Consider the following 24,091-nt stretch of genomic DNA (forward strand, 5'->3'; position numbering starts at 1 on the left):
GCGTCGTCGGGTACCTCAGGCTCGCGGCAGGATCACTCCTGCGCGGCGTCCTCGCTGCTGGCAGCAGCCGGTGCGCCGTCGGTCGTGGCCGGGGCGGCGGCAGCCACCTCGTCCTCGTCCTCGTCGATCGAGGCATCCATGCGCTCCACCGCCTGCAGCTTCTCGTCCTTGGAGAGGCGGATCAGGGTCACGCCCTGCGTGTTGCGGCCGACGCGGCTGATTTCCGAGCCACGCGTACGCACCAGGGTGCCACCATCGGAGATCAGCAGGACTTCGTCGCTGGAGCCCATCAGCACCGCGGCGACCAGCTTGCCATTGCGCTCGGTGGTCTGGATGCCGATCACGCCCTGGGTGCCACGGCCCTTGCGCGGATAGTCCGGCAGCGGGGTGCGCTTGCCATAGCCGTTCTCGGTGGCGGTCAGGATGTACTGAACGCTGGCGTCGTCGGCGCCTTCGATCACCGCATCGCCATTGCCGACGGCTTCCTCGACACCGCTGTCGTCCTCGTTCTCGTCCTCGATGCCACCGGCACTTTCGGCCACGATCAGGCTGACCACTTCCTCGCCGGCCGGCATCTTGATGCCCCGCACGCCGGTGGCGGTACGGCCCATCGAGCGGACCTTGTCCTCGCCGAAGCGCACGGTCTTGCCGTTGGAAGCGAACAGCAGGATGTCGCGCTGGCCGTCGGTCAGGCCGACGCCGACCAGCGCGTCGCCCTCGTCCAGGTTGATCGCGATCTTGCCGCGCGCCAGACGGAAGGCGAACTCACCCAGCGGGGTCTTCTTGACCGTACCGTTCTTGGTGGCGAAGAACACGAACTGGCCATCGGCGTAATCGCGCACCGGCAGTACGGCCTGCACGCGTTCACCCGGTTCCAGCGGGATCCAGTTGATGATCGGACGGCCGCGGGCGTTGGAGCCCGCTTCCGGCAGCTGGTAGACCGGCAGCCAGAACACCTTGCCCGAACTGGTGAAGGTCAGCAGCGTGTCATGCGTGTTGACCAGCCACAGCTGCTCGATGAAATCCTCTTCCTTGGTCGCCGCCGCACTACGGCCACGACCACCACGGCGCTGCGCGCGGTACACGCTCACCGGCTGGCGCTTCACGTAACCGGCATGCGACACGGTGACCACCACGTCTTCCGGCGCGATCAGGTCGAGGATGTCCAGGTCTTCTTCGCTGTGGCGGATCTCGGTACGACGCTCGTCGCCGAATTCGGCCTTCACACTGACCAGCTCTTCGCGGATCACCTGCAGCAGGCGGTCGGGATCTTCCAGGATGTGGATCAGCCCGGCGATCACTTCCAGCAGCTGCTTGTACTCATCGGTCAGGCGGTCCTGCTCCAGCCCGGTCAGGCGGTGCAGGCGCATTTCCAGGATCTGGGTGGCCTGGATCTCGGTCAGCTGGTAGCCGCCCTCGATCAGGCCCACGCCCTTGGGCAGGTCTTCCGGGCGCGAGGCTTCGGCGCCGGCGGCACCCAGCATCGCACCGACCAGGCCCGGCTCCCACACGCGGGCCAGCATGCGCTCGCGTGCTTCGTTCGGGTTCGGCGAGGTCTTGATCAGTTCGATCATCTCGTCGATGTTGGCCAGCGCGACGGTCAGGCCTTCCAGCACGTGGGCACGGGCGCGCGCCTTGCGCAGCTCGAACACGGTACGGCGGGTGACCACTTCGCGACGGTGGCGGACGAACGCCTCCAGCATCTGCTTGAGGTTCATCAACTGCGGGCGGCCATCGACCAGCGCCACCATGTTGATGCCGAACACCGATTCCATCTGCGTCTGCTGGTACAGGTTGTTAAGCACAACCTCGGCAGATTCACCGCGCTTGATCTCGATGTAGATGCGCATGCCGTCCTTGTCGGACTCATCGCGCAGCTCGCTGATGCCTTCGATCTTCTTTTCCTTGACCAGCTCGGCGATCTTCTCGATCAGACGCGCCTTGTTCACCTGGTAAGGAATTTCAGTGACGATGATCGATTCGCGGCCGTTGTCGGCCACTTCGATATCGGCCTTGGCACGGATGCGCACGCGGCCACGGCCGGTGCGGTAGCCGGCGACGATGCCGGCGGTGCCGTTGATGATGCCGGCGGTCGGGAAATCCGGGCCCGGGATGTACTCCATCAGGCCGTCGACGTCGATTTCCGGGTTGTCGATCAGCGCGATGCAGGCGTTGATCGATTCGCTCAGGTTGTGCGGCGGGATGTTGGTCGCCATGCCCACCGCGATACCGGCCGAACCGTTGACCAGCAGGTTCGGGAACCGGGTCGGCATGACCGTCGGCTCCAGTTCCTTTTCGTCGTAGTTGGGCTGGAAATCGACGGTTTCCTTGTCGATGTCCGCCATCAGCTCATGCGCCAGGCGCGACATGCGCGCTTCGGTGTATCGCATTGCCGCGGCGGAGTCGCCATCGATGGAGCCGAAGTTACCCTGGCCATCGACCAGCATGTAACGCAGCGAGAACGGCTGTGCCAGGCGCACCAGCGTGTCGTATACCGACTGATCGCCATGCGGGTGGTACTTACCGATGACGTCACCGACGATACGCGCCGACTTGAAGTAGGGCTTGTTGCTGTGCGCGTTGAGTTCATTCATCGCGAACAGCACGCGGCGATGCACCGGCTTGAGGCCGTCGCGCGCATCCGGGAGCGCGCGGCCCACGATCACGCTCATGGCGTAATCGAGGTAGCTCTTGCGCATCTCGTCTTCCAGGTTGACCTGGATGATTTCCTTGGCGGTTTCTGCCATTCGGGTTCCGTTGTCTGGTAGCGGTCCAGTCCGGCGCAGCCCCCTGCGGGAGGGGGTCGTGCCGGAACCTCGATTCAACCTGCGGATATTACCACAACAGGCCGTTTTCCGCCTCCCTTTACGGGTATTTTACCTGCACAAATCAGGAACTTAGGGGGTTGCCGGCCCGCGGCCGGCACCACCGGGGGCGGAGGTCACGCGGCCCCTCCCCCCGCGCGTCAGCCGCCGAAGGCGGCGCGCATGTTCTCCGGGGTCGGGTTCAGGATCACGCCGCGCTCGGTCACGATGGCGTCGATCAGCTCACCCGGGGTGACGTCGAATACCGGGTTCCAGGCAGCGATGCCCTCTGCCACCGTGCGGGTGCCGCCCACGCCGTACAGCTCGCCCGGATCGCGCTGCTCGATCTCGATCTGGCTGCCGTCCACGGTCTCCATGTCCACCGTCGAGGACGGCGCCACGACCATGAACTTCACGCCGTGATGGCGGGCGGCGATGGCCAGCTGGTAAGTCCCGATCTTGTTGGCGGTATCGCCGTTGGCGCAGATGCGGTCGGCACCGACGATCACCCACTGCACAGCGCCGGTCTTCATCAGGTGCGAGGCGGCTGAATCGGCGATCAGCGTGGCGTCAATGCCATCCTGCTGCAGCTCCCACACGGTCAGGCGCGCGCCCTGCAGCCACGGACGGGTCTCGCCAGCGAACACGCGGGCAATGCGGTGCTGGGCCATGCCGGCGCGGATCACGCCCAGCGCGGTGCCGAAGCCGGCGGTGGCCAGCGAGCCGGTGTTGCAGTGGGTCAGCACGCCGCTGCCGGCTTCGATCAGGCCTGCGCCCAGCGCGCCCATGTGGCGATTGGCGGCCAGGTCTTCCTCGGCGATGGCCTGCGCTTCGGCCTCCAGCTTCGCCTTCCAGTCAGCACCGGCGGCATTCAGGCAACGGCGCATGCGCGCCAGCGCCCAGGCCAGATTGACGGCGGTCGGACGCGAAGCGTTCAGACGCTGCAGCGCCGGTTCCAGCTGCTGCAGCGCGTGCGCACCGTCTGCGGCCTGCACGTCACGTGCGGCCAGCACCACGCCCCAGGCGGCGGCGATGCCGATGGCCGGCGCACCGCGCACGGTCAACGCGTGGATGGCCGCAGCCACGTCGTCGCTGTCATGGCAGACCACATGCTCGACCACGAACGGCAGCTTGCGCTGGTCCAGCAGTTGCAGGGCATCGCCGGTCCACAGGATCGGACGGATATGGTCGTAACGGGCGTAGTCGATGTCGGAGGCAGTGTTCATGGGCCCATTGTAGGGCCACGCCCCCCGGGGTTGGAGCTCGCCCGGCTCAATTCACCGAGAACTCGGCGCGGCAGCCACCGTCCACCCAGATGCCGTTGCGGCTCCAGCCCCAGGTACTGCCTTCCTCGCACGGCGTGCTGGACAGCTGCTCGGAGACGGCGGCACCGACCGAGATGCTGGCGCCGCAGAAACGGCGCTTCTTCGACTTCGATTCACAGGTCAGCCGGCGTGGTACGTCAACGAATCGGCCGTCCTCGTCAGCCACTTCGAAATCCCCCTGGCAACCGCGGCTGGTCCAGACTTCATTGCGCTTGTAGCCCCAGCCCTGCCCTTCGCGGCATGGCAGCGCCGACAGTTGGCGCAGCAGGCGTACTGGCGCGCCATCCAGGCGCACCGGGCAGCTCTGCGGGCGACCATTGGATTCACAACGCACCACGCGACGGACCAGGCGCTTGCCCTCGCTGGCTACCGGCGCGGCACCCGCAGCGCGGCGTGCGCGGAACTCGGCGCGGCAGCCCAGCGTGACCCACACGCCACTGCGGTCGGTGCCCCATTCGCTGCCACGGATGCAGCTGCTGTTGGAAAGCTGGCGCACCAGGTCGACGCCGCTGCTGACATCGATATCGCAATGCACCCACCCCATATCGCGTGATTCGCAGGTCACCACTTCACCGTCGTAGCCGGCCTGCTGGGCAGATGCCGATGACGGTAGCCAGGCACCCCAGAGCGCGATGGAGTAAACCGGTGCAGCGACAACCGCAAACCACTTGACCAAAGCCTTCCCCAGCAGGAATGGATGAACTGCGTGCCAGTGTCCGGCATCTGCCGTGATAAGAGCATCATCCTGCTTACCGAAGCAAGCGCGGAATCGCGGAATTCCGTTCAGTCTTTGACGTTCAGGAACGCACGTCACTCATGCGTGGGCAAAGTCGTAGGCCAGCACGTCGGCAATGCGCGGCGTGCGGTTCATCGCCATCAGGAGGCGATCGACCCCCACCGCCACGCCCGCGCACGCCGGCATCGATGGCAGCGCGGCCAGCAGCGCCTCGTCCAGCGCCGGCTGCACCTGGCCACGTTCATGTCGTCGCTGCAGGTCACGCTGGAAGCGCGCGCGCTGCTCGTGGGCGTCGTTCAGTTCGTGATAGCCGTTGGCCAGCTCCACCGCGCCCAGGTACAACTCGAAACGCTCGGCCAGGGGTGGTGTACCGGCACGGATGCGCGCAAGCGCCGCCTGGCTGGACGGCCAGTCATGGACCACGGTCATGACGGTGTCATCAAACTGCGGCTGGATGCGATGGGTCATCAACAGGTCCAGCCAGTCGTCGCGGGTCAAACCGACCGGATCGATGTGCACATCACCCAGCGCGGCCCGCAATGCAGCCTCATCGGCCTTGAACGGGTCAACGCCCACATGCTGCTGGAACAGCTCGCGGTAGCTCAGCACGCGCAGGGTCGCACTGCGCCCGACCAGCGCCAGCGCCTGGCCGACCAGCTCGGCGGTCTCCTGCACCAGGCGATGATGATCCCAGCCAACCCGGTACCACTCCAGCATGGTGAATTCCGGGTTGTGGCGGCCGCCCGCCTCGCCATTGCGGAACACCCGGCCCAGTTCGTAACAGTCACCCACGCCCGCCGCCAACAGGCGCTTGAGCGGATACTCCGGCGAGGTGCGCAGCCAGCGGCGGCGTCCGCCGGCATCGCCATGGCCGGTGAAATCGGTATGGAAGCTGTCGATGTTCGGCTCGGTGTTGCCGGCCACCGACAGGATCGGCGTTTCCACTTCCAGCACATCGCGTTCGGCGAAGAAGCGGCGGACCAGCGCATTGAGCGCGGCGCGCTGCTGCAGCGCGCGCAGCAGGGCCTCGCTCACAGGATGCCCTCCGGGCGCGGGTGGTCCAGCGGCAGGGTCAGCAGATCGCGGGTGTCATCGATGTAACCGCTCGCCAGATAGAGGCGACGGGCCAGCTCGTTGTGGTGGTTCACTTCCAGGCGCAGGCGGCTTACGCCGCGGCCCCGTGCCCGCTGTTCGCAGATGGCCAGCGCCTGCTTGCCGCGGCCGCGACCACGCGCACGATGGCTCAGGTACAACTCGTCCAGCAGCATGAAGTGGCCGCCCTGCTCCAGGCTGAAGCCCATCGCGATCACTGCATAGCCGACCACCTCGGCCGCCTCGTCCAGCCACAGCAGCACTTCGCCGTTGCGTGGGTCGGCCAGCAGCGCATCCACGCCGCGACGCACGCGCGCGTCGTCGAAGTCGATCCTGTCTTCGGCATAGAACTCGCGCATCAACGCGATCAACAGTTCTTCGTCGGCACGGGTGGCCAGGCGGAAATCCAGTGGGGCAGTCTGCATCGGTGTTCCTTTGTGCTTCATGCCGGGTGCCGGGCACCCGGCGGCGTCATCATTCGTGTTCGGCAAGATAGGCCAGCAGGCGGTCCTCATCCCACACCGGCACGCCCAGCGACTGTGCCTTGTCCAGCTTGGAGCCGGCCTCGGTACCGGCCACCACGAAGCTGGTCTTCTTCGACACACTGCCGGAGACCTTGGCACCCAGCGCTTCCAGGCGTTCCTTGGCGGCATCGCGGGTGAGCTGGGCCAGGGTGCCGGTCAGCACCACGGTCTGCCCATCCAGCGGACCCGCCACGATCTCGGCCAGCGCCGGCGCCTTGGCCAGGATCTCCCGCATCGCGTTCTCGGCGGCCAACAGCATCGCACCGTGGCCATCAGCGTCCAGCCATTCGGCCAGACCGCGCGCGGTGTCATCGGGCAGGCCGGCGTTGACGAACTGGCCATGCTCGGCATCGAGCACCGCCTGTGCGCCGGGAAGCGCAGCCACCAGCTTTTCGGCGCGCAGGCGGGTGATGCCGGGGATCTCCGACTCAACCAGCAACTGCGCCAGATCCAGCCCGTCGCGCAGCTTGGCACTGGGCGCATGCACGTCGCTGATACGCACCTGCCCGACCTGCAGCAGGTCATCGATGGCCTGCTGGTTGCCCTGCTGCTCGAAGAAGTGACCAAGCGAACGCGCCACTTCGCCACCGATGTCCGGCACACGCTTGAACAACGGCCACGGCAGGTGGCGGATCAGCTCCAGGTCACCGAACCACTGCGCCAGCGCCTTGGCCGTGCTCTCGCCCACGTGCTCGATGCCAAGCGCGAACAGCACGCGCTCCAGCGTGGCCGCACGGCTGGCGTCGATCGCTGCGATCAGGTTGTCGGCCCACTTGGTGGCGATCTTCTTCGTGTTCCATTCGAAGCTGGCCGGCTGCGCCAGCGCCTGCGCGCGCCAGCCCGGATCGTTGCCGTCCAGCTTGAGCACCGCATTGAGCACCGCACCACTGCCCTCGGCGGGAAGGTGCAGCTTCAGCGCCGCTGCCAGCGCCGACGGCTCCTCGGCGTCCAGCACCAGCTTCAGGTGCAGCAGCGTATCGCGGCTGAGCCGGTACAGGTCGGCCACGCTCTTGACGATGCCCGCGTCCACCAGGGTTTCGATGTACTTGTCGCCGAGACCGTCGATGTCCATGGCGCGGCGCGAGGCGAAATGGGCAATGGCTTCCTTGCGCTGCGCCGGGCAGGACAGTTCGCCCGAACAACGCCACGCCGCCGCCCCCTCCTCACGCACGATCTCCGAGCCGCACACCGGGCAACGCGTCGGCATCTGCCACGGCGTGGTGCCCTGCGGGCGGCGGTCGAGAATGACGCTGACCACCTCGGGAATCACGTCGCCAGCGCGGCGCACGATCACACTGTCGCCGACGCGCACATCGAGGCGCGCGATCTGGTCGGCATTGTGCAACGTGGCGTTGGACACGATCACGCCGGCCACAGCCACCGGCGCCAGTCGCGCGACCGGCGTGGCAGCACCGGTGCGGCCGATCTGGATCTCGATCGCCTCCACCGTGGTGCTCTGTTCCTGCGCGGGGAACTTGTGCGCGATGGCCCAGCGCGGCGCACGGGAGACGAAGCCCATCGCCTGCTGACCCGCCCGGTCATCCAGCTTGTAGACCACGCCATCGATATCAAACGGCAGGCCGTCGCGGCGTTCACCGATAGTGCGGTAGTAACCGAGCAGGCCGTCGGTGCCCTCCACCACTTTGCACAGCTCACTGACCGGGAAGCCCCAGGCGCCGAGCTGGGCCAGGGTGCCCGAATGGGTGTCCGGCAGCTCGCCGCCCTGCACTTCGCCGGTGCCGTAGGCGAAGAAACTCAGCCTGCGCTGCGCACTGATCTTCGGGTCGAGCTGGCGCAGCGAACCGGCCGCCGCGTTGCGCGGATTGGCCAGCACCTTGCCGCCCTGCAGGCGCGCACGTTCGTTGTAGGCCTCGAAGTCGGCGCGGGCCATGTAGACCTCGCCGCGCACCTCCAGCACATCCGGCCAGTCCTTGCCGTGCAGGCGCTTGGGAATGTCACCGATTTCGCGCAGGTTGGCGGTCACGTCCTCGCCGGTACTGCCATCGCCACGGGTCGCGCCAAGCACGAAATGACCGTCCTCGTAGCGCAGGCTGATCGCCAGGCCGTCCATCTTCGGCTCGGCCGAGAACCGCAGGCTGCGGCGGCCCAGGCGCTCATCGATGCGGCGCACGAAATCGGCCACTTCCTCGTCGCTGAAGGCATTGGACAGCGACAACATCGGTACCGCGTGGCGCACTTCCGGGAAGCGGCCAGAGGGGCGCGCACCGACCTGCTGGGTCGGGCTGTCGGCACGGGCCAGTTCCGGGTGCTCGCGCTCCAGCGCTTCCAGCTCGCGTACCATCCGGTCGTAGTCGACGTCGGGGATCTCCGGCGCGTCCAGCTCGTGGTAGGCGCGGTTGGCCTGGGCGATCTGCCGGCGAAGGTCTTCGGCGCGTTCGGCGGGGCTGGGGCTCATCGGGATCCGGTGGTTCTGGGATGGCCGGGGATTCTACCGCGCCCAGCCGTCAGGCCCTGTAACGCCGCCGCCTTTGCAGCGTCGAGCGTGCTCGACGGGCACTCCCCGCTCCGGCAGGTGCCAACCTTCACTCCCGCTGGTGCCAACCTTCTCCCCCGCTCCGTTGCCAACCTTCTCCCTCATTCCGGTAGGTGACAACCTTGGTTGGCACATCTGCATGGCTCGACGCCACAAAAAGCAGCTTGCCGCCCACCCTCACCGGCGCTAGCGTGCGACGGTCTGCCCTTCGGAATCCTGCCCGTGCCCCTGCCCGCTTCCCGTCGACGCTTCCTGAAACTGGCCGGTGCCGGCCTCGCCGTCGCCGGCAGCGGGCTGCCGCAACTCGGCCATGCCCAACCCGCGACGGCCGCCGCCCCCGCCCCCGCCGAGGGCGCGGTACTGCTGAACTTCAACGAATGCCCCTACGGCCCCTCGGCCGCAGCCCAGCAGGCGGCACGCGACAGCATCGCCGGTTGCGGCCGCTACCGTTTCGCACTGGCCGGTCAGGTGCGCGACGCCTTCATCGAACAGGCCCACATTCCGGCTGATCACGTGCGGCTTTATCCGGGCTCCAGCGAACCGCTGAACCGAGCCGCCGTGCTGTGGACCGGCCCGCAGGCGGGACTGGTAGTCGCCGACCCGACGTTCGAGACGCTGGGCGAGGTCGCCGCCGCACACGGCGCATACGTGCACAAGGTGCCGCTGCGCAACGATGGCGCACATGACCTGCGCGCGATGGTGGCCGCCGCACACGCGCGCTCGACCGGCCTGCTGTATGTGTGCAACCCGAACAACCCGACCGGCTCGATCAGCCCGCCGGATGAGCTCGCCTGGCTGCTGGCCCACAAGCCTGCGTCCACCCGCGTACTGGTCGACGAGGCCTACCTGCAGTACAGCGAGCAGCCGAGCCTGATCGCGCAGGTGGCGCAGCGCGATGACCTGATCGTGTTGCGCACGTTCTCCAAACTGTATGGCATGGCCGGCCTGCGCCTGGGCGTGGCGGCCGCGCATCCCGACCGCCTGCGCGAACTGGCCAGCCTGGGCGACAACCCGCTACCCGTGCCAGCACTGGCCGCGGCACTGGCCAGCCTGCAGGATCCTCAGTTGATCGCGCAGCGGCGCCTGCAGAATGCCAAGGTGCGGCAGGCCACCGTCGGGTGGCTGGGCAAGCGTGGTTTCAGCTGCGTGCCGTCGGAAGCGAACTGCTTCGTGGTGGATGTGCAGCGCGACGGTGCCGCCTTTGCCAAGGCGATGGCAGACAACGGCGTGATCATCGGCCGCAGCTGGCCGATCTGGCCACAGCGCGTGCGCGTGACCGTCGGCACCGAAGATGAAATGGCCGCGTTCCGCAGGGCATTTGCCAAGGTCGCCGGCGTACCGGCCTGACCCTGTTGGTGGGGGCGAACCTTGGTTCGCCCCATCCACGCATGGCGTGGATCTACTGTTATGGGTGCCGACCGTTGGTCGGCACACCATGGCGCTCACCAGCGCGGGGTCTTGGTCAGCGGCGGCGCCTGGTGCTGGCGATCATAGGCACGCAGTTCGTCACGGATGTGCGCGATGCGCTGCCGGCCGAGAGCGTTGCGGCTGTCGTCCAGCACCACGCCGTCGAGCAGCTCGGCCATGCGCTGCACGGTGGGCAGCATCTTCTCCCAGGCATCCAGCGCGGTCAGCGGCGCCGGCAGGGTCAGGAAGAAGGCGATGGCCGGGGTCTCCATGGCGCGGATGTTGGCCATGTCGAAGCTGCCCGGCTTCATGATGCTGGCCATCGAGAAGATCGGGCCGCGCTCGGGGTGGCCTTCCACCAGTCGGTGGAACACGTTCATGTGGCCGAACACCAGGCCGGTCTTCTCCGCCGCCACCACGATGTCTTCGCCACGCAGCTGTTCGCCGGCGCGAGCGGCCACGAACAGCGACACGATCTTGTCGAAGTCCTGGGTGGCGCGCTTGCCAAGGTCGCTGGCCGCGCCGGCGTCGGTGTCGGCCAGGCCAAGCTCGGCCTGCTCGCCTTCCGAGCCCATGCCCGGCTCTACGCGGCCATCGGCCACAGTGACGCCATCATCGCCCAGCACCGGCTCGCGACGCTCGCCGCCGGTCGGTTCCGCGCTTTCCACGCGACGCCCCTGGGGCTTCTTCTTCGGACGGCCAAACAGGAAGATCGCAGCGATCAACAGCAGGCCGGCGGCCAGGATGCCGATGCGCAACAGTGCCGTGTCGGACATTCGATAGGTTCTCCGGCTAGTTCATTCAGGTAATTAGGATGGCACGTCAGGCCGCGCCCGCCAATCGTGCGGCTTCTTCCAGGTCCACGCTGACCAGGCGGCTGACACCCGGTTCGCGCATGGTCACGCCCGACAGCTGGTGCGCAGCCTCCATCGTCGCCTTGTTGTGGCTGACGAACAGGAACTGCACCTTCTCGCTCATTTCCTTGACCATGTTGGCCAGGCGACCGACGTTGGCTTCATCCAGCGGTGCGTCCACCTCGTCCAGCAGGCAGAACGGTGCCGGATTCAACTGGAAGATGGCGAACACCAGCGCTACTGCGGTCATCGCCTTTTCGCCGCCGGACAGCAGCGAGATGCTGGACACGCGCTTGCCCGGTGGGCGCGCCATGATGGTCACGCCGGTGTCGAGCAGGTCTTCACCGGTCAATTCCAGGTAGGCGTGGCCGCCACCGAACAGGCGCGGGTACAGCGCCTGCACGCCGGCGTTGACACGGTCGAAAGTGTCCTTGAAGCGGCCGCGGGTCTCGCGGTCGATCTTGCGGATGGCATCTTCCAGGGTTTCCAGCGCTGTGGTCAGGTCGGCGTGCTGCGAATCCAGGTAGTCCGAGCGCTGCGAGGCCTCGCCATACTCGTGGATCGCGGCCAGGTTGACCGGCTCCAGCCGGCGCATGCGGCCATCGATCTGGTGCACGGCCTGCTCCCAGTCGCCCAGGCGGGCGTCCTCGGGCAGTGCATTGAGCACGTCCTGCAGCACGAAACCAGCCTTTTCCACCGCCGCCTGCAGGGTATCCGCGCTGAGCACCAGCGCCTGCTGGTCAAGCTTGCGCTGCGAAATACGCTCACGCTGGGCCAATGCCTGTTCGTCGCGCTGGTGGCGGGTCTGCTCGTAGTTGCGCAGCTCGGCGTCGATGCCGTCCAGCATCGTTCGCGCCTCGGTCAGCACGCGATCAGCGCGCACGCGCTCTTCCAGCGCATTCTGGTGCTCGGCCTGCAGCGCTTCGACCGGCGAATCCCCTTCGTCCAGCTGCGAATGCAGCTCGCCCAGGCGCGAATCCAGCTGCCCGCGCTGGGTGCCCATGCGCTCCAGCGCCTGGCTCAACGAGGCCAGCTGCGCACGCTGCGATTCCAGGGTCAGGGCCAGCGAGTGCGCGCGCTCGCGTACCGCACGGGCGGCGTCGCGAGCCAGGTCGCGCGCCTCGGTCAACTGGCGGCGCTCGCCCTCCAGCCGTTGCCGGGTCGATTCCAGGTCGCCCATGCTGCTGACCGCGTTCTCCAACCGCGAGCGCGCTTCACGCGCTTGTTCGTTGTTGGCTTCAATGGTTTCCTGCAGCTGCTTCAGCTCGCCTTCGATGCGATCGATGCGCGTGCGCGCTGCCTCCACCTTGCCCTGCTGGCCCTGCAGCTGGCCGGCCAGTTCGGACACCGCGCGATGGGCCTGGTACAGCGCACGCTGCGCGTCTTCGCGCTGCTGTTCGGCAGCCTGCAGCTGCTCTCGGAAGCCGGCCAGCTGTTCTTCCAGTTCGGCCTCGCGGTCCTGCAGCTGCTCGATCTGCTCACGCAGTTCCTGGATCTCACGTTCGCGCAGCAGCGCGCCCTGCGCGGCGGCACCGGAGCGCGATACGCGCAGCCAGCCCTGGCCCAGGCGCTCGCCACTCTGGGTGATGATCGAATCGCCTTCCGGAAGGCTGGCCTGCAGCACCTTGGCCTCGGACAGATCCCTGGCACCGTGCAGGTGCGCCAGCAGGCGCCGGATCGCTGCCGGGCCACGCACGCGTGCAGCCAGCGAGGTCGGCGCGACCTTCAGGTCCGCGCCATCGTTGGCGACCAGCGCAATGTGGCCCTCGCCCAGTTCGCCCAGCGCGTCGACCAGGCTGGCCGGGTCATCGACCAGCACGCCTTCGATCAACTGGCCTAGCGCGCTTTCCACCGCGTTTTCCCAACCGGCATCGACATCCAGGCGTTCGCCGACACGCGCCGCCGAGTCCAGCCCACGCGCCTTCAGCCAGGCCACGGCAGCACCCTGCTCCTGGCCCAGCGCGGCCTGCTGCAGGGTTTCCAGCGAAGCCAGGCGACCGCGCAGGCCATTGGCCTGCTTGCGCAGTTCGGCCAGTTCGTTCTGGCCATTGCGCTGCTGTTCCTGCACCGCCGCCACGCCCTGCTTGCGCAGCTCGACGTCTTCGCTCAGTTCATCCAGCGCGGTCTTCTGCGTGTCGTGCTGCAGGTGCAGCTGCTCGAAGGCTTCTTCCAGCGCATCCACGTCCAGCCCGGCGCGCTCGGCGGCCAGGGCTTCACGACGCCGGTCGGCATCGAGGATCTGCTTGTCCAGGTAGTCCACGCGCGTGCGCTCGACGTCGCCGGCGCGCGAGGCTTCCGAACTCTGCGAGGTGTGCTGTTCCCAACGCTGCTGCCAGCTGGCCAGCCGGTCTTCAGCCTCGCGCAGGCTTTCCTGCTTTATCTCGTTTTCTTCCTGCAGTTCTTCCAGCTGCGGGGTGGCGGCCTCTACCGCCTCCCGCAGCACCCTCAGCTTGGCCTCGTCGCCACTGATGTGCTGCCCCAGTTCGGCCAGGGCCTGCTGGGTTTCGTCGCGCGCCTTGTGCAGGCGCTGCGACAGCTCGCGCTGGTGCTGGATCTGCTGCTCCAGGCGGGCCAGCGTGCTGCCGACCTGATAGACCGCCGCCTGCGCGGTGTTGAGCGCATCGGCGGCCTCTTCGCGACGCACTCGCGAGGTTTCGATGCGGGCCTCTGCGTCGCGCTGATCGGCGATCAGCTGCTGCAGCTTGGTCTCTTCCTGCGAGAGGCCTTCGCGCAGCTTCGACAGGCGCCCATCGAGGCCACGGAATTCCAGCGCCTTCCACTCGGCATCCTTGATCCGGCGCTCTTCCTGCAGGGCCTGGTACTGCTCGGCCTGCTTGGCCTGGCGCTTGAGGTGTTCGAGCTGCTTGCTGATCTCGTCGCGCAGGTCACCCAGCCGGTCCAGGTTCTCACGGGTGTGGCGGATGCGGGTCTCGGTCTCCTTGCGGCGCTCCTTGTACTTGGAGATGCCGGCTGCCTCTTCCAGGTACACGCGCAGGTCTTCCGGGCGCGCCTCGATGATCTGGCTGATCATGCCCTGCTCGATGATCGAGTAGCTGCGCGGGCCCAGACCGGTGCCGAGGAACAGATCGGTGATGTCGCGGCGACGGCACTTGGTGCCGTTGAGGTAATAGTTGCTGGTGCCGTCGCGGCTGACCGTGCGCTTGACCGAGATCTCGTTGAACGAGGCGTACTCACCGGAAATCGTGTGGTCGGAGTTGTCGAAGATCAGCTCGACCGTGGCCTGCGACACCGGCTTGCGGGCATTGGACCCGGAGAAGATCACGTCGGTCAGCGAGTCGCCACGCAGGCGGCTGGCCGAACTCTCGCCCATGACCCAGCGCACGGCGTCGATGATGTTCGACTTGCCGCAGCCATTGGGCCCCACCACGCCGGTCATGTTGGTCGGCAGGTGCAGGGTGGTCGGATCGACGAACGACTTGAAGCCGGAGAGCTTGATCGTGGAAAGACGCATGGCGTGATTGGGTTCCAACAGGCGCCCCGGGGGCGTCCGCATTGTGGATGTCAGGTCAGCCAGCACCTCAAGCCATTGATTTCAAAAGAATTCAATGAAGCCAAGGGTGACACAATGGAATGAGTATAACGGCGCGAATGTTCCACGGGCGGGATGACCGGCCGAGAATGCCCATACACACACTCCCTTTCACGTTTGAATGTCGCCTCAGGACCGTGAAGCCCCCTCAATCCGAAACCAAATATTTGATTTTAAAGTACATTTCAAGGATCAGCCTAGCCAGCCATCGATCCAGGCTGCAACATTGACCAATGAATAGCCCTAGCCAGCCTCCCCATCAGGAGCTGAAGTTTGAACACCTTGGCCAGGCCCTGGATCGCGCCTTTCTTGGAGGCGATCCGTACCTGCCCGCCGATACTCCTTGGCCTTGCGACGCCAAGGGGAAGCCAATGCTTCATCTTGCGAGCCTACCTGCTCCCTTCATTCAAACGCACATCCCGAAGATCGCAATCAGAGCTCACCTCTGCGTGTCGATCTTCACGCCTTATGACGTTCTTGATGATGCCTATATCGAAACCGCTCTACTGACTGGCGGACGCGTCATCGCTTACGCGCCCCACGAACCCGGCGCAGACAGCGCAGCGCCCCCTTTTGACCCACGCCTGATCACCACTGCCACAGCCTCCATCCCGGATGACGTCGAGAACGGAATCGCCAAGATCGGCGGAATTCCCGCTTGGCTTCAGGACGATTGCGCTGATGGACGGGAATTCATCCTCCAGATCAACGCTTCCCGATTGAACCGGGCAGCACCGACGCATCGAGGAATCCTGGTCGGCGGAATGGGCTATCTGTTGCTTGATCGCAACATTCCCTCACCTTCGACGGACTGCGGTCGATTCGTCATCCAGACCACTTGAGAGCCGCCCATGCAGATACAGATCAGCGGCCAGTATGGCGATCCGCCGTCAGGCGCCCTTTTTGCCCCGCTCCAGAGACAACTGAACATCTGCTTCGAGCGTCATGTGAAGGGGAACTATCTTCGATCCATCACCAAATTCGGAATCGTTCTTCGGATCTCCGGGACGATCTGGACATTCGAACCGGATGGACCAGACCGCTTGAAGCTGTTTCTCAAAAGGCAGCTGCTGACCATGGATATGATCTACGCCTGCCAGCCCTGGAAAACCATCGACAGGAACGCCCTCGTACCTGTTGTATCAGCAGACATGGCGACCTGTATCGACATGATGATCGAACGCGCACGTCGCGCAGGAGAACTTCTGCAACCCGATCAACTACGGATGGACGTTGCCAATGCGCTTGCAGATTTCGAACGCTACTTCCTGGGTGAGGCTGTCTAGCAAGCAGTGGTGCAGGACGGACGGCAAGTCAAGCATGGCTCGACTCCACATATCCGACGATCGCCCAAAACAAAACGGGCACCCTTGCGGGCGCCCGTTCTGCGGTGATGCCAGGCCTTGCGGCGCGGGATCAGGCTTCGGCGACGACGACGACCTTGACGGTGGTCTCGACGTCGGCGTGCAGGTGGACCAGCACGTCGTATTCGCCGATGTTGCGGAAGGCGCCTTCGCCCAGGATGACTTCGCTCTTTTCCAGCGGCAGGCCGGCGGCGGTGAAGGCCTCGGCGATGTCGCGCGGGCCAACCGAGCCGTACAGCTTGCCTTCGGTCGAAGCGTTGGCGGCGATGGTCACGCTCGCGCCTTCCAGCTTGGCCTTGCGGCCTTCAGCGTCGGCGTGGATGGCCTGGGCCTTGGCTTCGTATTCGGCGCGCTTGGCTTCGAACTCGGCCTTGTTACTCTCGGTGGCCGGAACGGCCTTGCCCTGCGGCACGAGGAAGTTACGGCCGTAGCCCGGCTTCACGTCGACCAGGTCGCCCAGGTTGCCGAGGTTGGTGACTTTCTGCAGGAGGATCAGCTGCATGGTATTGCTCCAGATGAGTTATTCGTTAGCGAGGCGATGCCCCGCAACAAAGGCTGTCCGAATAGCTGGCACAGCGGGGGCGGCACCGGGCCGCCCCGCCGGGCATCAGACGTCGTGGTTGTCGGTGTACGGGATCAGGGCCAGGAAGCGAGCGCGCTTGACGGCGGTCGCCAGCTGACGCTGGTACTTCGACTTGGTACCGGTGACGCGGCTCGGCACGATCTTGCCGTTCTCGGTCAGGTACTGGCGCAGGGTGTTGAGATCCTTGTAGTCGATCTCCTTCACACCTTCAGCCGTGAACTTGCAGAACTTGCGGCGACGGAAGAACTTGGACATGGGAAGGCTCCTTAGGCGGCGGAAGCGGCGTCGTCGCCGGCTTCGTTGTCAGCGGTGGTGGTGGACTCGCCTTCTTCGTCGTCACGACGACGGCGCTCACCGCGCTCCGGCTTGTCACCCTTCTCGTCCTTGCTCTTCATGATCAGCGACTGCTCGGTGTCAGCCTCGTCACGCTTGATGACCAGGTTGCGCAGCACGGCGTCGTTGAAGCGGAAGCTTTCGGTCAGTTCGTTCAGAACGGCCTGGTCGGCTTCGATGTTCATCAGCACGTAGTGGGCCTTCACCAGGTTCTGGATCGGGTACGCCAGCTGGCGGCGGCCCCAGTCTTCCAGACGGTGGATGGTGCCGTTGCCGTTCTCGACCAGCGACTTGTAGCGCTCGATCATGGCCGGGACCTGCTCGCTCTGGTCCGGGTGGACCATGAACACGATTTCGTAATGACGACTCATGTTTTTTCTACCTTTCGGATGTGGCCTTGCGGCCGGACAGCCCCCCGCCGTTGAGACCGCGGTGGGGCAAGGATTCCCGCCAGGGAGGCAGGAAGCCGCGCATTATGGCGCAGATCGGGATGGCGGGCAACCGGGCGGCCACGGGACAACCTGAACCCGCCAGCGTATTCAGCCCAGATCGACGTGAAGGCGATGCTGGCCGCATTCCAGGCACTGGAACAGGCAGCCGACCATCATCCCGTCCCGGCTCAGGTGCGCCAGCACCCAGTCGGCGTCACGTGGATTGACCGCCGCCACATCGGGCCGGACCTGGTCGAGGATGGGCAGCAGATCGTCGCTGCCGGCGAAGCCGAGGAAGGCACAGGGCCGTTCACAGTGGCTCAGCCAGACCGATTGCTGCCACGACGAGTAACCCGGGGTGCGCTCACAGATCTCCAGCAGCAGCTCACGGGCGATGGTCGGCGGCGGGTCGGCTGGATCCGGGGATACCCCTTCAATATCGCTCCAGCCGGTGAATTCACCCTCGCAGCTGGCCGCAGCCCTGCCATCGGCGATACACCACGGGCAAAGGTAATCCGGGCGCAGGCGGGTGTAGAACGGTCCGCGGTAGCGCAGTGTGCGCGGCTGGCCGCAGCAGTCACAGATTCCGTCGACCTCTTCGAATGAGAGGGCGTAGGCATTGGGGTGATAGGTAAAAGCCGGTCGTTCCATCCGTGGGGTCCCTGCCAAGCCCAGCGTGCCGACCAAGGTCGGCAGCTACCGGGACGCGCCGGGCCGTCAGGCCTTGTCGGCGTCGGTGGTAAAGCTCTCGCCGCAGCCACACTCGGCGGTGGCATTGGGGTTGCTGAACGTGAAGGTCTCGCTCAGGCCGTGCTTGCCGAAGTCGATCACGGTGCCGTCCACCAGCGCCAGGCTCTTGGCGTCGACATAGATCTTCACGCCGTCCTGCTCGAACACGGTATCGCCCTCGCGCTCGTCGCGTGCCAGGTCGGTGATGTGGCCCCAACCGGAGCAACCGGTCTTGGTCACGCCGAAACGCAGGCCCAGCGCACCGGGGGTCTGGGCGACAAAGCGCTGCACGCGCTCGAAGGCAATGGGGGTCAGGCTGACGGCCATGGGGCTACTCCAGAGGTACGGGGGCATTATAAGGAGCCGTTGCCGCGAAAAATGCCTCGCAAGCAGAACGCTGCAACCGGTAAACTCCCGTGTTCACAGATCGAGTCGATCAGCAGAGGATTCAAGTCATGACGGTGGTCAGCGTTGAACATGCGCTTGCCGGGAAGATCCCGGAAGGCGGCGAAGTCACGGTACGCGGATGGGTGCGCACGGTGCGCGGTTCAGCGAATCTGGCCTTCGTGAATGTGAGCGACGGCTCCTGCTTCGCCCCGATCCAGGTCGTGGCCGGCGACAGCCTGGCCAACTTCGACGAGATCAAGCGCCTGACCAGCGGCTGCTCGGTCATCGCCACCGGCACCCTGGTGAAGTCGCAGGGCAAGGGCCAGTCGTTCGAGATCCAGGCCAGTGCAGTGGAAGTGGTCGGCTGGGTCGAAGACCCGCTCACCTACCCGATCCAGCCCAAGCCGATGTCGCCGGAGTTCCTGCGCGAAGTGGCGCACCTGCGCCCGCGCACCAACCTGTTCGGCGCGGTCACCCGCATCCGCAACTGCCTGGCCCAGGCCGTGCACCGTTTCTTCCACGAGAACGGCTTCAACTGGATCAGCACCCCGATCATCACCACCTCCGACGCCGAAGGCGCCGGCCAGATGTTCCGCGTGTCCACCCTGGACATGGTGAACCTGCCGCGCGATGAGAAGGGCGCGATCGATTTCAGCCGCGACTTCTTCGGCAAGGAAACCTTCCTGACCGTGTCCGGCCAACTGAATGTCGAGGCCTACTGCCTGGCGCTGAGCAAGGTCTACACCTTCGGCCCGACCTTCCGCGCCGAGAACAGCCACACCACCCGCCACCTGGCGGAGTTCTGGATGATCGAGCCGGAAATCGCCTTCGCCGACCTGGCCGAAGACGCACGCCTGGCCGAAGAGTTCCTGAAGTATCTGTTCCGTGCGGTGCTGAACGAGCGCAGCGACGACCTGGCCTTCATCGCCGAGCGCGTGGACAAGAACGCGATCACCAAGCTGGAAGACTTCATCAACGCACCGTTCGAGCGCATCGACTACACCGACGCGGTCAGCCTGCTGCAGAAGTCCGGCAGGAAGTTCGACTTCCCGGTCGAATGGGGCCTGGACCTGCAGACCGAGCACGAGCGCTGGCTGACCGAGGAACACGTCGGCCGCCCGGTGGTGGTGACCAACTATCCGGAGCACATCAAGGCCTTCTACATGCGCCTGAACGACGACGGCAAGACCGTTGCCGCGATGGACGTGCTGGCCCCGGGCATCGGCGAGATCATCGGCGGCAGCCAGCGCGAAGAGCGCCTGGACGTGCTGGACGCGCGCATGGCCCAGTTCGGCCTGGATCGCGAACACTACAGCTGGTACCGCGATTTCCGCCGCTATGGCTCGGTGCCGCACGCCGGCTTCGGCCTGGGCTTCGAGCGCCTGGTGGTGTACGTCTGCGGGCTGTCCAACATCCGCGATGCGATCCCCTACCCGCGCGCCCCGGGCAGCGCGGACTTCTAAGCCCCATACGACCACGGAGGTACTGCCCCCATGACCCTGTTCTTCGCCCTCTGTTTCGTCGGCGTTGCAGTGGCCGGGTTCAGTGCCTTCGTGATCTTCTGGCCGCTGACCCTGGTGCACGTGCGCGACCGCCATCCGGCGCTCGCCGCGCGCTTCGGCAGCGGCGCCTTCCTCAAGCCCGATGCCCTGGCCTGGCTGCTGCGCCGCGACTATCGGCAGCAACCGGACCGCTCGCTGTCCGGGCTGGCGACACCGGCCTGGGTATCGCTGCTGACCCTGCTGGCCGGACTGGGCATGGCCGCCCTGCTCTGGCTGGCCTCGCTCTGGTAATACGCTCATGAACGACATCACCGCCTCGCGCGACAGCTGGTGGCTGGCCAGCCTCGGCAACACCCTGATCTGGGCGCGCCTGCGCGTTCGCCCGGCCGGCACCGCCGAAGTGCTCGACAGCGATGGCAACACGCTGAGCTACGACAGCGAAGACACCGCCCGTTCGCAGTTGTTCGACGCCGAGTTCGTCGAGTACGACGGCCTGGACGAGGAGGACGCACTGGTGCGCGGCTTCAGCCTGCACGAAGTGCAGCCGCCGCAGGCCGACAGCGACGAGGGTCTGCGTGGCCGCATGATCCAGTCGCTGGGCGGGCGCGCCTGACCCCTGCATGTTCACCCCGCGCGCCTTCGCCGAGACCGACCTGCTCTGGCTGGACCGCCTGCTGGCGCGCGACCCGTTCGTCACCGTGCTCACCCCCGGCAGCGATGGCCTGCCGGAGCTGACCCGGATGCCGGTGCTGTACCGGCGTGACGGCGACCAGATCGAACTGCGCGGCCACTGGGCCCGCGCCAACCCGCAGTCGCGCCACAGCGGCGCGGCCAAGGTACTGGTCGATGGCCCACACGGCTACGTCTCGGCCAGCTGGTATCCGGACAAGGAGCCCGCCGCGCGGGTACCCACCTGGAACTACGCCGCTGCCGAGCTGCGTGGCCAGCTGCAGACCTTCGACGACGCTGATGCGCTGGCCGAACTGGTCGGCGCGATCAGCGACCGCTTCGAAGCCAGCGTCGGCCAGGCCTGGCGGTTCGATGCCGCGCGCGCCGAACACGGCCCGGAGCTGCGCGCCATCGTCGGCTTCCGCTTCCAGGTGGAACACGTGCAGCTGAAGCTGAAACTCAGCCAGAACCATCCCGACGCCAACCAGCAGGCCGTGATCGCCGCACTGGAAGCGCTCGCCTCCCCGTCCTCCCATGAGCTGGCGCAGTGGATGCGCTGGCACCGTGAACAGTCCGCCTCCAGCGGCTGATCACCCCAGCTTCCCGCGACGGCGCGACCAGAACGGCCGCGCCTTGCCCCCACCCGACGCCAGGGATACCGCACATGAAAGACATCCACCGCCTGCTGCAGAACAACCGCGACTGGGCCGACCGCATCGCCAAGGAAGACCCTGAGTTCTTCCAGCAGCTGTCCAAGCAGCAGCATCCGGAATACCTGTGGATCGGCTGCTCCGACTCGCGGGTGCCGGCCAACCAGATCATCGGCATGGCCCCGGGTGAAGTGTTCGTGCACCGCAACGTCGCCAACGTGGTCGCGCACACCGACCTGAACTGCCTGAGCGTGGTGCAGTACGCGGTGGACCAGTTGAAGGTGAAGCACATCCTGATCGTCGGCCACTACGGCTGCGGCGGCGTGCACGCCTGCCTGCACAATACCCGCGTCGGCCTGGCCGACAACTGGCTGCGGCATGTCGGCGACGTGGTGCAGAAGCACCAGGGCATCCTCGATGCGATCGAGGATGACGAGCTGAAGCATGCCCGCCTGTGCGAACTGAACGTGATCGAGCAGGTCGCCAACCTGTGCCGTTCGACCATCGTCGAGGACGCCTGGGCGCGCGGGCAGAAGCTGATGGTGCACGGCTGGGTCTACAGCCTGAAGAACGGCCGGGTCAGCGAAATGGGCATCGATGTCGGTGGACCGGAAGAGCTGAAGCCAGCCTATGAAAAGGCACTGTCCTACGTGCCCCGCCAGGGCCGGCGCGACTGACCTCACTACGGACCACGACCATGCTCGCCTCGCCGATCAACCTGCACGCCTGGATCGAAGAAAACCGCCACCTGCTGAAGCCGCCGGTGGGCAACAAGATGATCGACAACGGCGACTTCATCGTGATGGTCGTGGGCGGGCCGAATTCGCGCACCGACTATCACTACGACGAAGGCCCGGAGTGGTTCTACCAGCTCGAGGGCGAGATGGTGCTGAAGGTGCAGGAGGACGGCGCGGTGCGCGACATTCCGATCCGCGCCGGCGAGATCTTCCTGTTGCCGGCCAGGGTGCCGCACTCGCCGCGGCGCCCGCCCGGCGGCATCGGCCTGGTGGTCGAGCGCAAGCGCCTGCCGCACGAGAAGGACGGCGTGATCTGGCATTGCGAACGCTGCAACCACAAGCTGCACGAAGAGTTCTTCCCGCTGCAGAACATCGAGACCGACCTGCCCAAGGTGTTCGCGCGCTATCACGCCAGCCTGGAGCTGCGTACCTGCAGCCAGTGCGGGCACGTGGATCCGCTGCCGGTGCCGGCGGCGGGCTGACGCCCACACCGGTAGGCGCCCACTTTGGTGGGCGCATGGATCCACGCGCGCCAACCAAGGTGGGCCACTACCAGAAAACGCGGCGCTCGAAGCGTGGCCGCGTCTACCGGGCCATGCCCCAGGCGCTACACTGGCGGTCCCGTTGCAGCCTGTTGCCCGACCATGTCCGACCTGCTCAGCCGCACCCACGCCATTGCCCTGGACGCCGCCGATCCGCTGCGCCCGCTGCGTAACGAATTCCTGATTCCGCGCCATGGCGGTGGCGAGCAGACCTACTTCGTCGGCAACTCGCTGGGCCTGCAGCCGCGTGGCGCCCAGGCCGCGGTGCAGGAAGTGATGAAGCAATGGGGCGAGCTGGCGGTGGAAGGCCACTTCACCGGCCCGACGCAGTGGCTGTCCTACCACCGCCTGGTGAGCGCGCAGCTGGCCCGCGTGGTCGGTGCACTGCCCAGCGAAGTGGTGGCGATGAACACGCTGAGCGTGAACCTGCACCTGATGATGGTCAGCTTCTACCGACCGACCGCGCAGCGCCCGGTGATCCTGATGGAAGCCGGTGCGTTCCCGACCGACCGACACGCGGTCGAAGCGCAGATCCGTTTCCACGGGTTCGACCCCGCCGAGTGCCTGGTGGAAGTGCAACCGGACGAAGCCAACGGAACGATCTCGCTCACCGCGATCGAGCGCGCCATCGCCGAACACGGTCCGCGCCTTGCACTGGTGCTGTGGCCCGGCGTGCAGTACCGCACCGGCCAGGCCTTCGACCTCGATGCAATCACCCGTGCTGCCCGCCTGCAGGGCGCGCGCATCGGCTTCGACCTGGCGCACTCGGTCGGCAACCTGCCGCTGCGCCTGCATGACGTCGCACCCGATTTCGCCGTGTGGTGCCACTACAAATACCTCAACAGCGGCCCGGGTGCGGTGGCCGGCGCGTTCGTGCACGAGCGCCATCACCGCGACACCACGCTGCCGCGCTTTGCCGGCTGGTGGGGCCATGAGGAAGCCACCCGCTTCCAGATGGCACCGCAGTTCACCCCCGCCATCGGTGCCGAAGGCTGGCAGCTCAGCAATCCGCCGATCCTCGGCCTGGCGCCGCTGCGCGCGTCGCTGGACCTGTTCGAGCGCGCCGGCATGGAGGCACTGCGCAGCAAGTCGCTGGCGTTGACCGGCATGCTCGAAGCGCTTGTACGTGCACGCCTGTCCGGCGTGCTCGACATCATCACCCCGGCCGAGCCGCAGCGCCGCGGCTGCCAGCTGTCATTGCGCGTGATCGGTGGGCGCGAGCGCGGCCGTGCGCTGTTCGAGCACCTGCGCGGCATCGGCGTGCTCGGCGACTGGCGCGAGCCGGACGTGATCCGCATCTCGCCCACCCCGCTCTACAACCGCTATCTGGACGTGCACCACTTCGTCGAGGAAGTGGAAGCCTGGGCCGGCCTCTGAG

23 protein-coding genes are annotated in these 24,091 nt (G+C 66.3%); 10 read left to right on the top strand and 13 right to left on the bottom strand.

The annotated features are described in order from the left end of the window. Positions 1-32: 32 nt before the first annotated feature. From gyrA to ligA, 6 genes are all read right to left on the bottom strand, one after another. Positions 33-2,747, bottom strand: coding sequence for a DNA gyrase subunit A (gene gyrA / locus O0K41_RS04485; protein WP_088436572.1), 2,715 nt, complete (start codon positions 2,745-2,747; stop codon positions 33-35). Between the two features lie 218 nt (positions 2,748-2,965). Next, complete coding sequence (gene mtnA, locus O0K41_RS04490; RefSeq protein WP_049449007.1) at positions 2,966-4,030, bottom strand: S-methyl-5-thioribose-1-phosphate isomerase; 1,065 nt, start codon at positions 4,028-4,030, stop codon at positions 2,966-2,968. 46 nt (positions 4,031-4,076) lie between these two features. Continuing rightward, on the bottom strand, positions 4,077-4,805 hold the full coding sequence (locus tag O0K41_RS04495; protein WP_164222192.1) for a DUF3011 domain-containing protein: 729 nt from the start codon (positions 4,803-4,805) through the stop codon (positions 4,077-4,079). A gap of 138 nt (positions 4,806-4,943) precedes the next feature. Continuing rightward, positions 4,944-5,900, bottom strand: a complete 957-nt coding sequence (epmA, locus tag O0K41_RS04500; RefSeq protein ID WP_164222190.1) for an EF-P lysine aminoacylase EpmA — start codon at positions 5,898-5,900, stop codon at positions 4,944-4,946. Next, positions 5,897-6,382 (bottom strand): GNAT family N-acetyltransferase, encoded by a 486-nt coding sequence (locus O0K41_RS04505; protein WP_005413904.1) that lies wholly within the window; start codon positions 6,380-6,382, stop codon positions 5,897-5,899. Before O0K41_RS04505 ends, epmA begins: the two co-directional genes overlap by 4 nt. Before the next feature lie 49 nt (positions 6,383-6,431). Further along, positions 6,432-8,903, bottom strand: coding sequence for an NAD-dependent DNA ligase LigA (ligA, locus tag O0K41_RS04510; RefSeq protein ID WP_172711800.1), 2,472 nt, complete (start codon positions 8,901-8,903; stop codon positions 6,432-6,434). A gap of 294 nt (positions 8,904-9,197) precedes the next feature. Here ligA and O0K41_RS04515 point away from each other — a divergent pair, with 294 nt between their 5' ends. Continuing rightward, positions 9,198-10,322: a pyridoxal phosphate-dependent aminotransferase gene (locus tag O0K41_RS04515; protein ID WP_164222188.1), complete on the top strand. Its 1,125-nt coding sequence runs from the start codon at positions 9,198-9,200 to the stop codon at positions 10,320-10,322. 95 nt (positions 10,323-10,417) lie between these two features. Here the strand turns inward: O0K41_RS04515 and zipA are convergent, their stop codons facing one another. Together zipA and smc are read right to left on the bottom strand one after the other, a co-directional pair. Then, positions 10,418-11,158 carry a cell division protein ZipA gene (zipA, locus tag O0K41_RS04520; RefSeq protein WP_005410225.1) on the bottom strand — a complete coding sequence of 247 codons (741 nt, stop codon included), beginning with the start codon at positions 11,156-11,158 and terminating at the stop codon, positions 10,418-10,420. 46 nt (positions 11,159-11,204) lie between these two features. Continuing rightward, positions 11,205-14,708 (bottom strand): chromosome segregation protein SMC, encoded by a 3,504-nt coding sequence (gene smc, locus O0K41_RS04525; protein ID WP_123958806.1) that lies wholly within the window; start codon positions 14,706-14,708, stop codon positions 11,205-11,207. A 311-nt stretch (positions 14,709-15,019) separates the two neighbouring features. Between smc and O0K41_RS04530 the strand changes: the two genes are divergently transcribed. Next, positions 15,020-15,628, top strand: a complete 609-nt coding sequence (locus O0K41_RS04530) for a DUF1963 domain-containing protein (RefSeq protein ID WP_108270220.1) — start codon at positions 15,020-15,022, stop codon at positions 15,626-15,628. Between the two features lie 9 nt (positions 15,629-15,637). Beyond that, positions 15,638-16,072, top strand: a complete 435-nt coding sequence (locus O0K41_RS04535; RefSeq protein ID WP_164222186.1) for a hypothetical protein — start codon at positions 15,638-15,640, stop codon at positions 16,070-16,072. 130 nt (positions 16,073-16,202) lie between these two features. On the opposite strand, the gene rplI is transcribed toward O0K41_RS04535, so the two are convergent. The 5 genes from rplI to O0K41_RS04560 all read right to left on the bottom strand — a co-directional run bounded on the left by rplI (position 16,203) and on the right by O0K41_RS04560 (position 18,553). Next, positions 16,203-16,652 (bottom strand): 50S ribosomal protein L9, encoded by a 450-nt coding sequence (gene rplI, locus O0K41_RS04540; protein ID WP_005410227.1) that lies wholly within the window; start codon positions 16,650-16,652, stop codon positions 16,203-16,205. Between the two features lie 105 nt (positions 16,653-16,757). Further along, positions 16,758-16,988 (bottom strand): 30S ribosomal protein S18, encoded by a 231-nt coding sequence (gene rpsR / locus O0K41_RS04545; protein WP_002804494.1) that lies wholly within the window; start codon positions 16,986-16,988, stop codon positions 16,758-16,760. A gap of 11 nt (positions 16,989-16,999) precedes the next feature. After that, positions 17,000-17,437 (bottom strand): 30S ribosomal protein S6, encoded by a 438-nt coding sequence (gene rpsF, locus O0K41_RS04550; protein WP_006452997.1) that lies wholly within the window; start codon positions 17,435-17,437, stop codon positions 17,000-17,002. A gap of 168 nt (positions 17,438-17,605) precedes the next feature. Then, positions 17,606-18,148, bottom strand: a complete 543-nt coding sequence (locus O0K41_RS04555) for a CbrC family protein (RefSeq protein ID WP_164222184.1) — start codon at positions 18,146-18,148, stop codon at positions 17,606-17,608. Between the two features lie 66 nt (positions 18,149-18,214). Then, the gene (locus O0K41_RS04560) at positions 18,215-18,553 is read right to left on the bottom strand and encodes an iron-sulfur cluster assembly accessory protein (protein ID WP_005410230.1); all 339 of its coding nucleotides are present in this window, start codon (positions 18,551-18,553) and stop codon (positions 18,215-18,217) included. 128 nt (positions 18,554-18,681) lie between these two features. Between O0K41_RS04560 and asnS the strand changes: the two genes are divergently transcribed. From asnS to kynU, 7 genes are all read left to right on the top strand, one after another. Further along, entirely contained in the window at positions 18,682-20,076 is a 1,395-nt protein-coding gene (gene asnS, locus O0K41_RS04565; RefSeq protein WP_005410231.1) for an asparagine--tRNA ligase, read from the top strand. A gap of 30 nt (positions 20,077-20,106) precedes the next feature. Continuing rightward, positions 20,107-20,406 carry a hypothetical protein gene (locus tag O0K41_RS04570; RefSeq protein WP_005410232.1) on the top strand — a complete coding sequence of 100 codons (300 nt, stop codon included), beginning with the start codon at positions 20,107-20,109 and terminating at the stop codon, positions 20,404-20,406. Between the two features lie 7 nt (positions 20,407-20,413). Beyond that, the gene (locus O0K41_RS04575) at positions 20,414-20,728 is read left to right on the top strand and encodes a hypothetical protein (RefSeq protein WP_006453002.1); all 315 of its coding nucleotides are present in this window, start codon (positions 20,414-20,416) and stop codon (positions 20,726-20,728) included. Positions 20,729-20,735: 7 nt separating this feature from the next. Further along, positions 20,736-21,374: an FMN-binding negative transcriptional regulator gene (locus O0K41_RS04580; protein ID WP_049448997.1), complete on the top strand. Its 639-nt coding sequence runs from the start codon at positions 20,736-20,738 to the stop codon at positions 21,372-21,374. Positions 21,375-21,448: 74 nt separating this feature from the next. Then, the gene (can, locus tag O0K41_RS04585) at positions 21,449-22,111 is read left to right on the top strand and encodes a carbonate dehydratase (RefSeq protein WP_005413910.1); all 663 of its coding nucleotides are present in this window, start codon (positions 21,449-21,451) and stop codon (positions 22,109-22,111) included. A 20-nt stretch (positions 22,112-22,131) separates the two neighbouring features. Further along, positions 22,132-22,653 carry a 3-hydroxyanthranilate 3,4-dioxygenase gene (locus tag O0K41_RS04590; RefSeq protein WP_005413911.1) on the top strand — a complete coding sequence of 174 codons (522 nt, stop codon included), beginning with the start codon at positions 22,132-22,134 and terminating at the stop codon, positions 22,651-22,653. Between the two features lie 162 nt (positions 22,654-22,815). Beyond that, positions 22,816-24,090 (top strand): kynureninase, encoded by a 1,275-nt coding sequence (kynU, locus tag O0K41_RS04595; RefSeq protein WP_012480764.1) that lies wholly within the window; start codon positions 22,816-22,818, stop codon positions 24,088-24,090. The last annotated feature ends 1 nt before the right edge of the window (position 24,091 follow it).

Origin of the sequence: Stenotrophomonas sp. Sm2128, from assembly GCF_030985535.1 — a bacterium.
Lineage (GTDB): Bacteria > Pseudomonadota > Gammaproteobacteria > Xanthomonadales > Xanthomonadaceae > Stenotrophomonas > Stenotrophomonas maltophilia.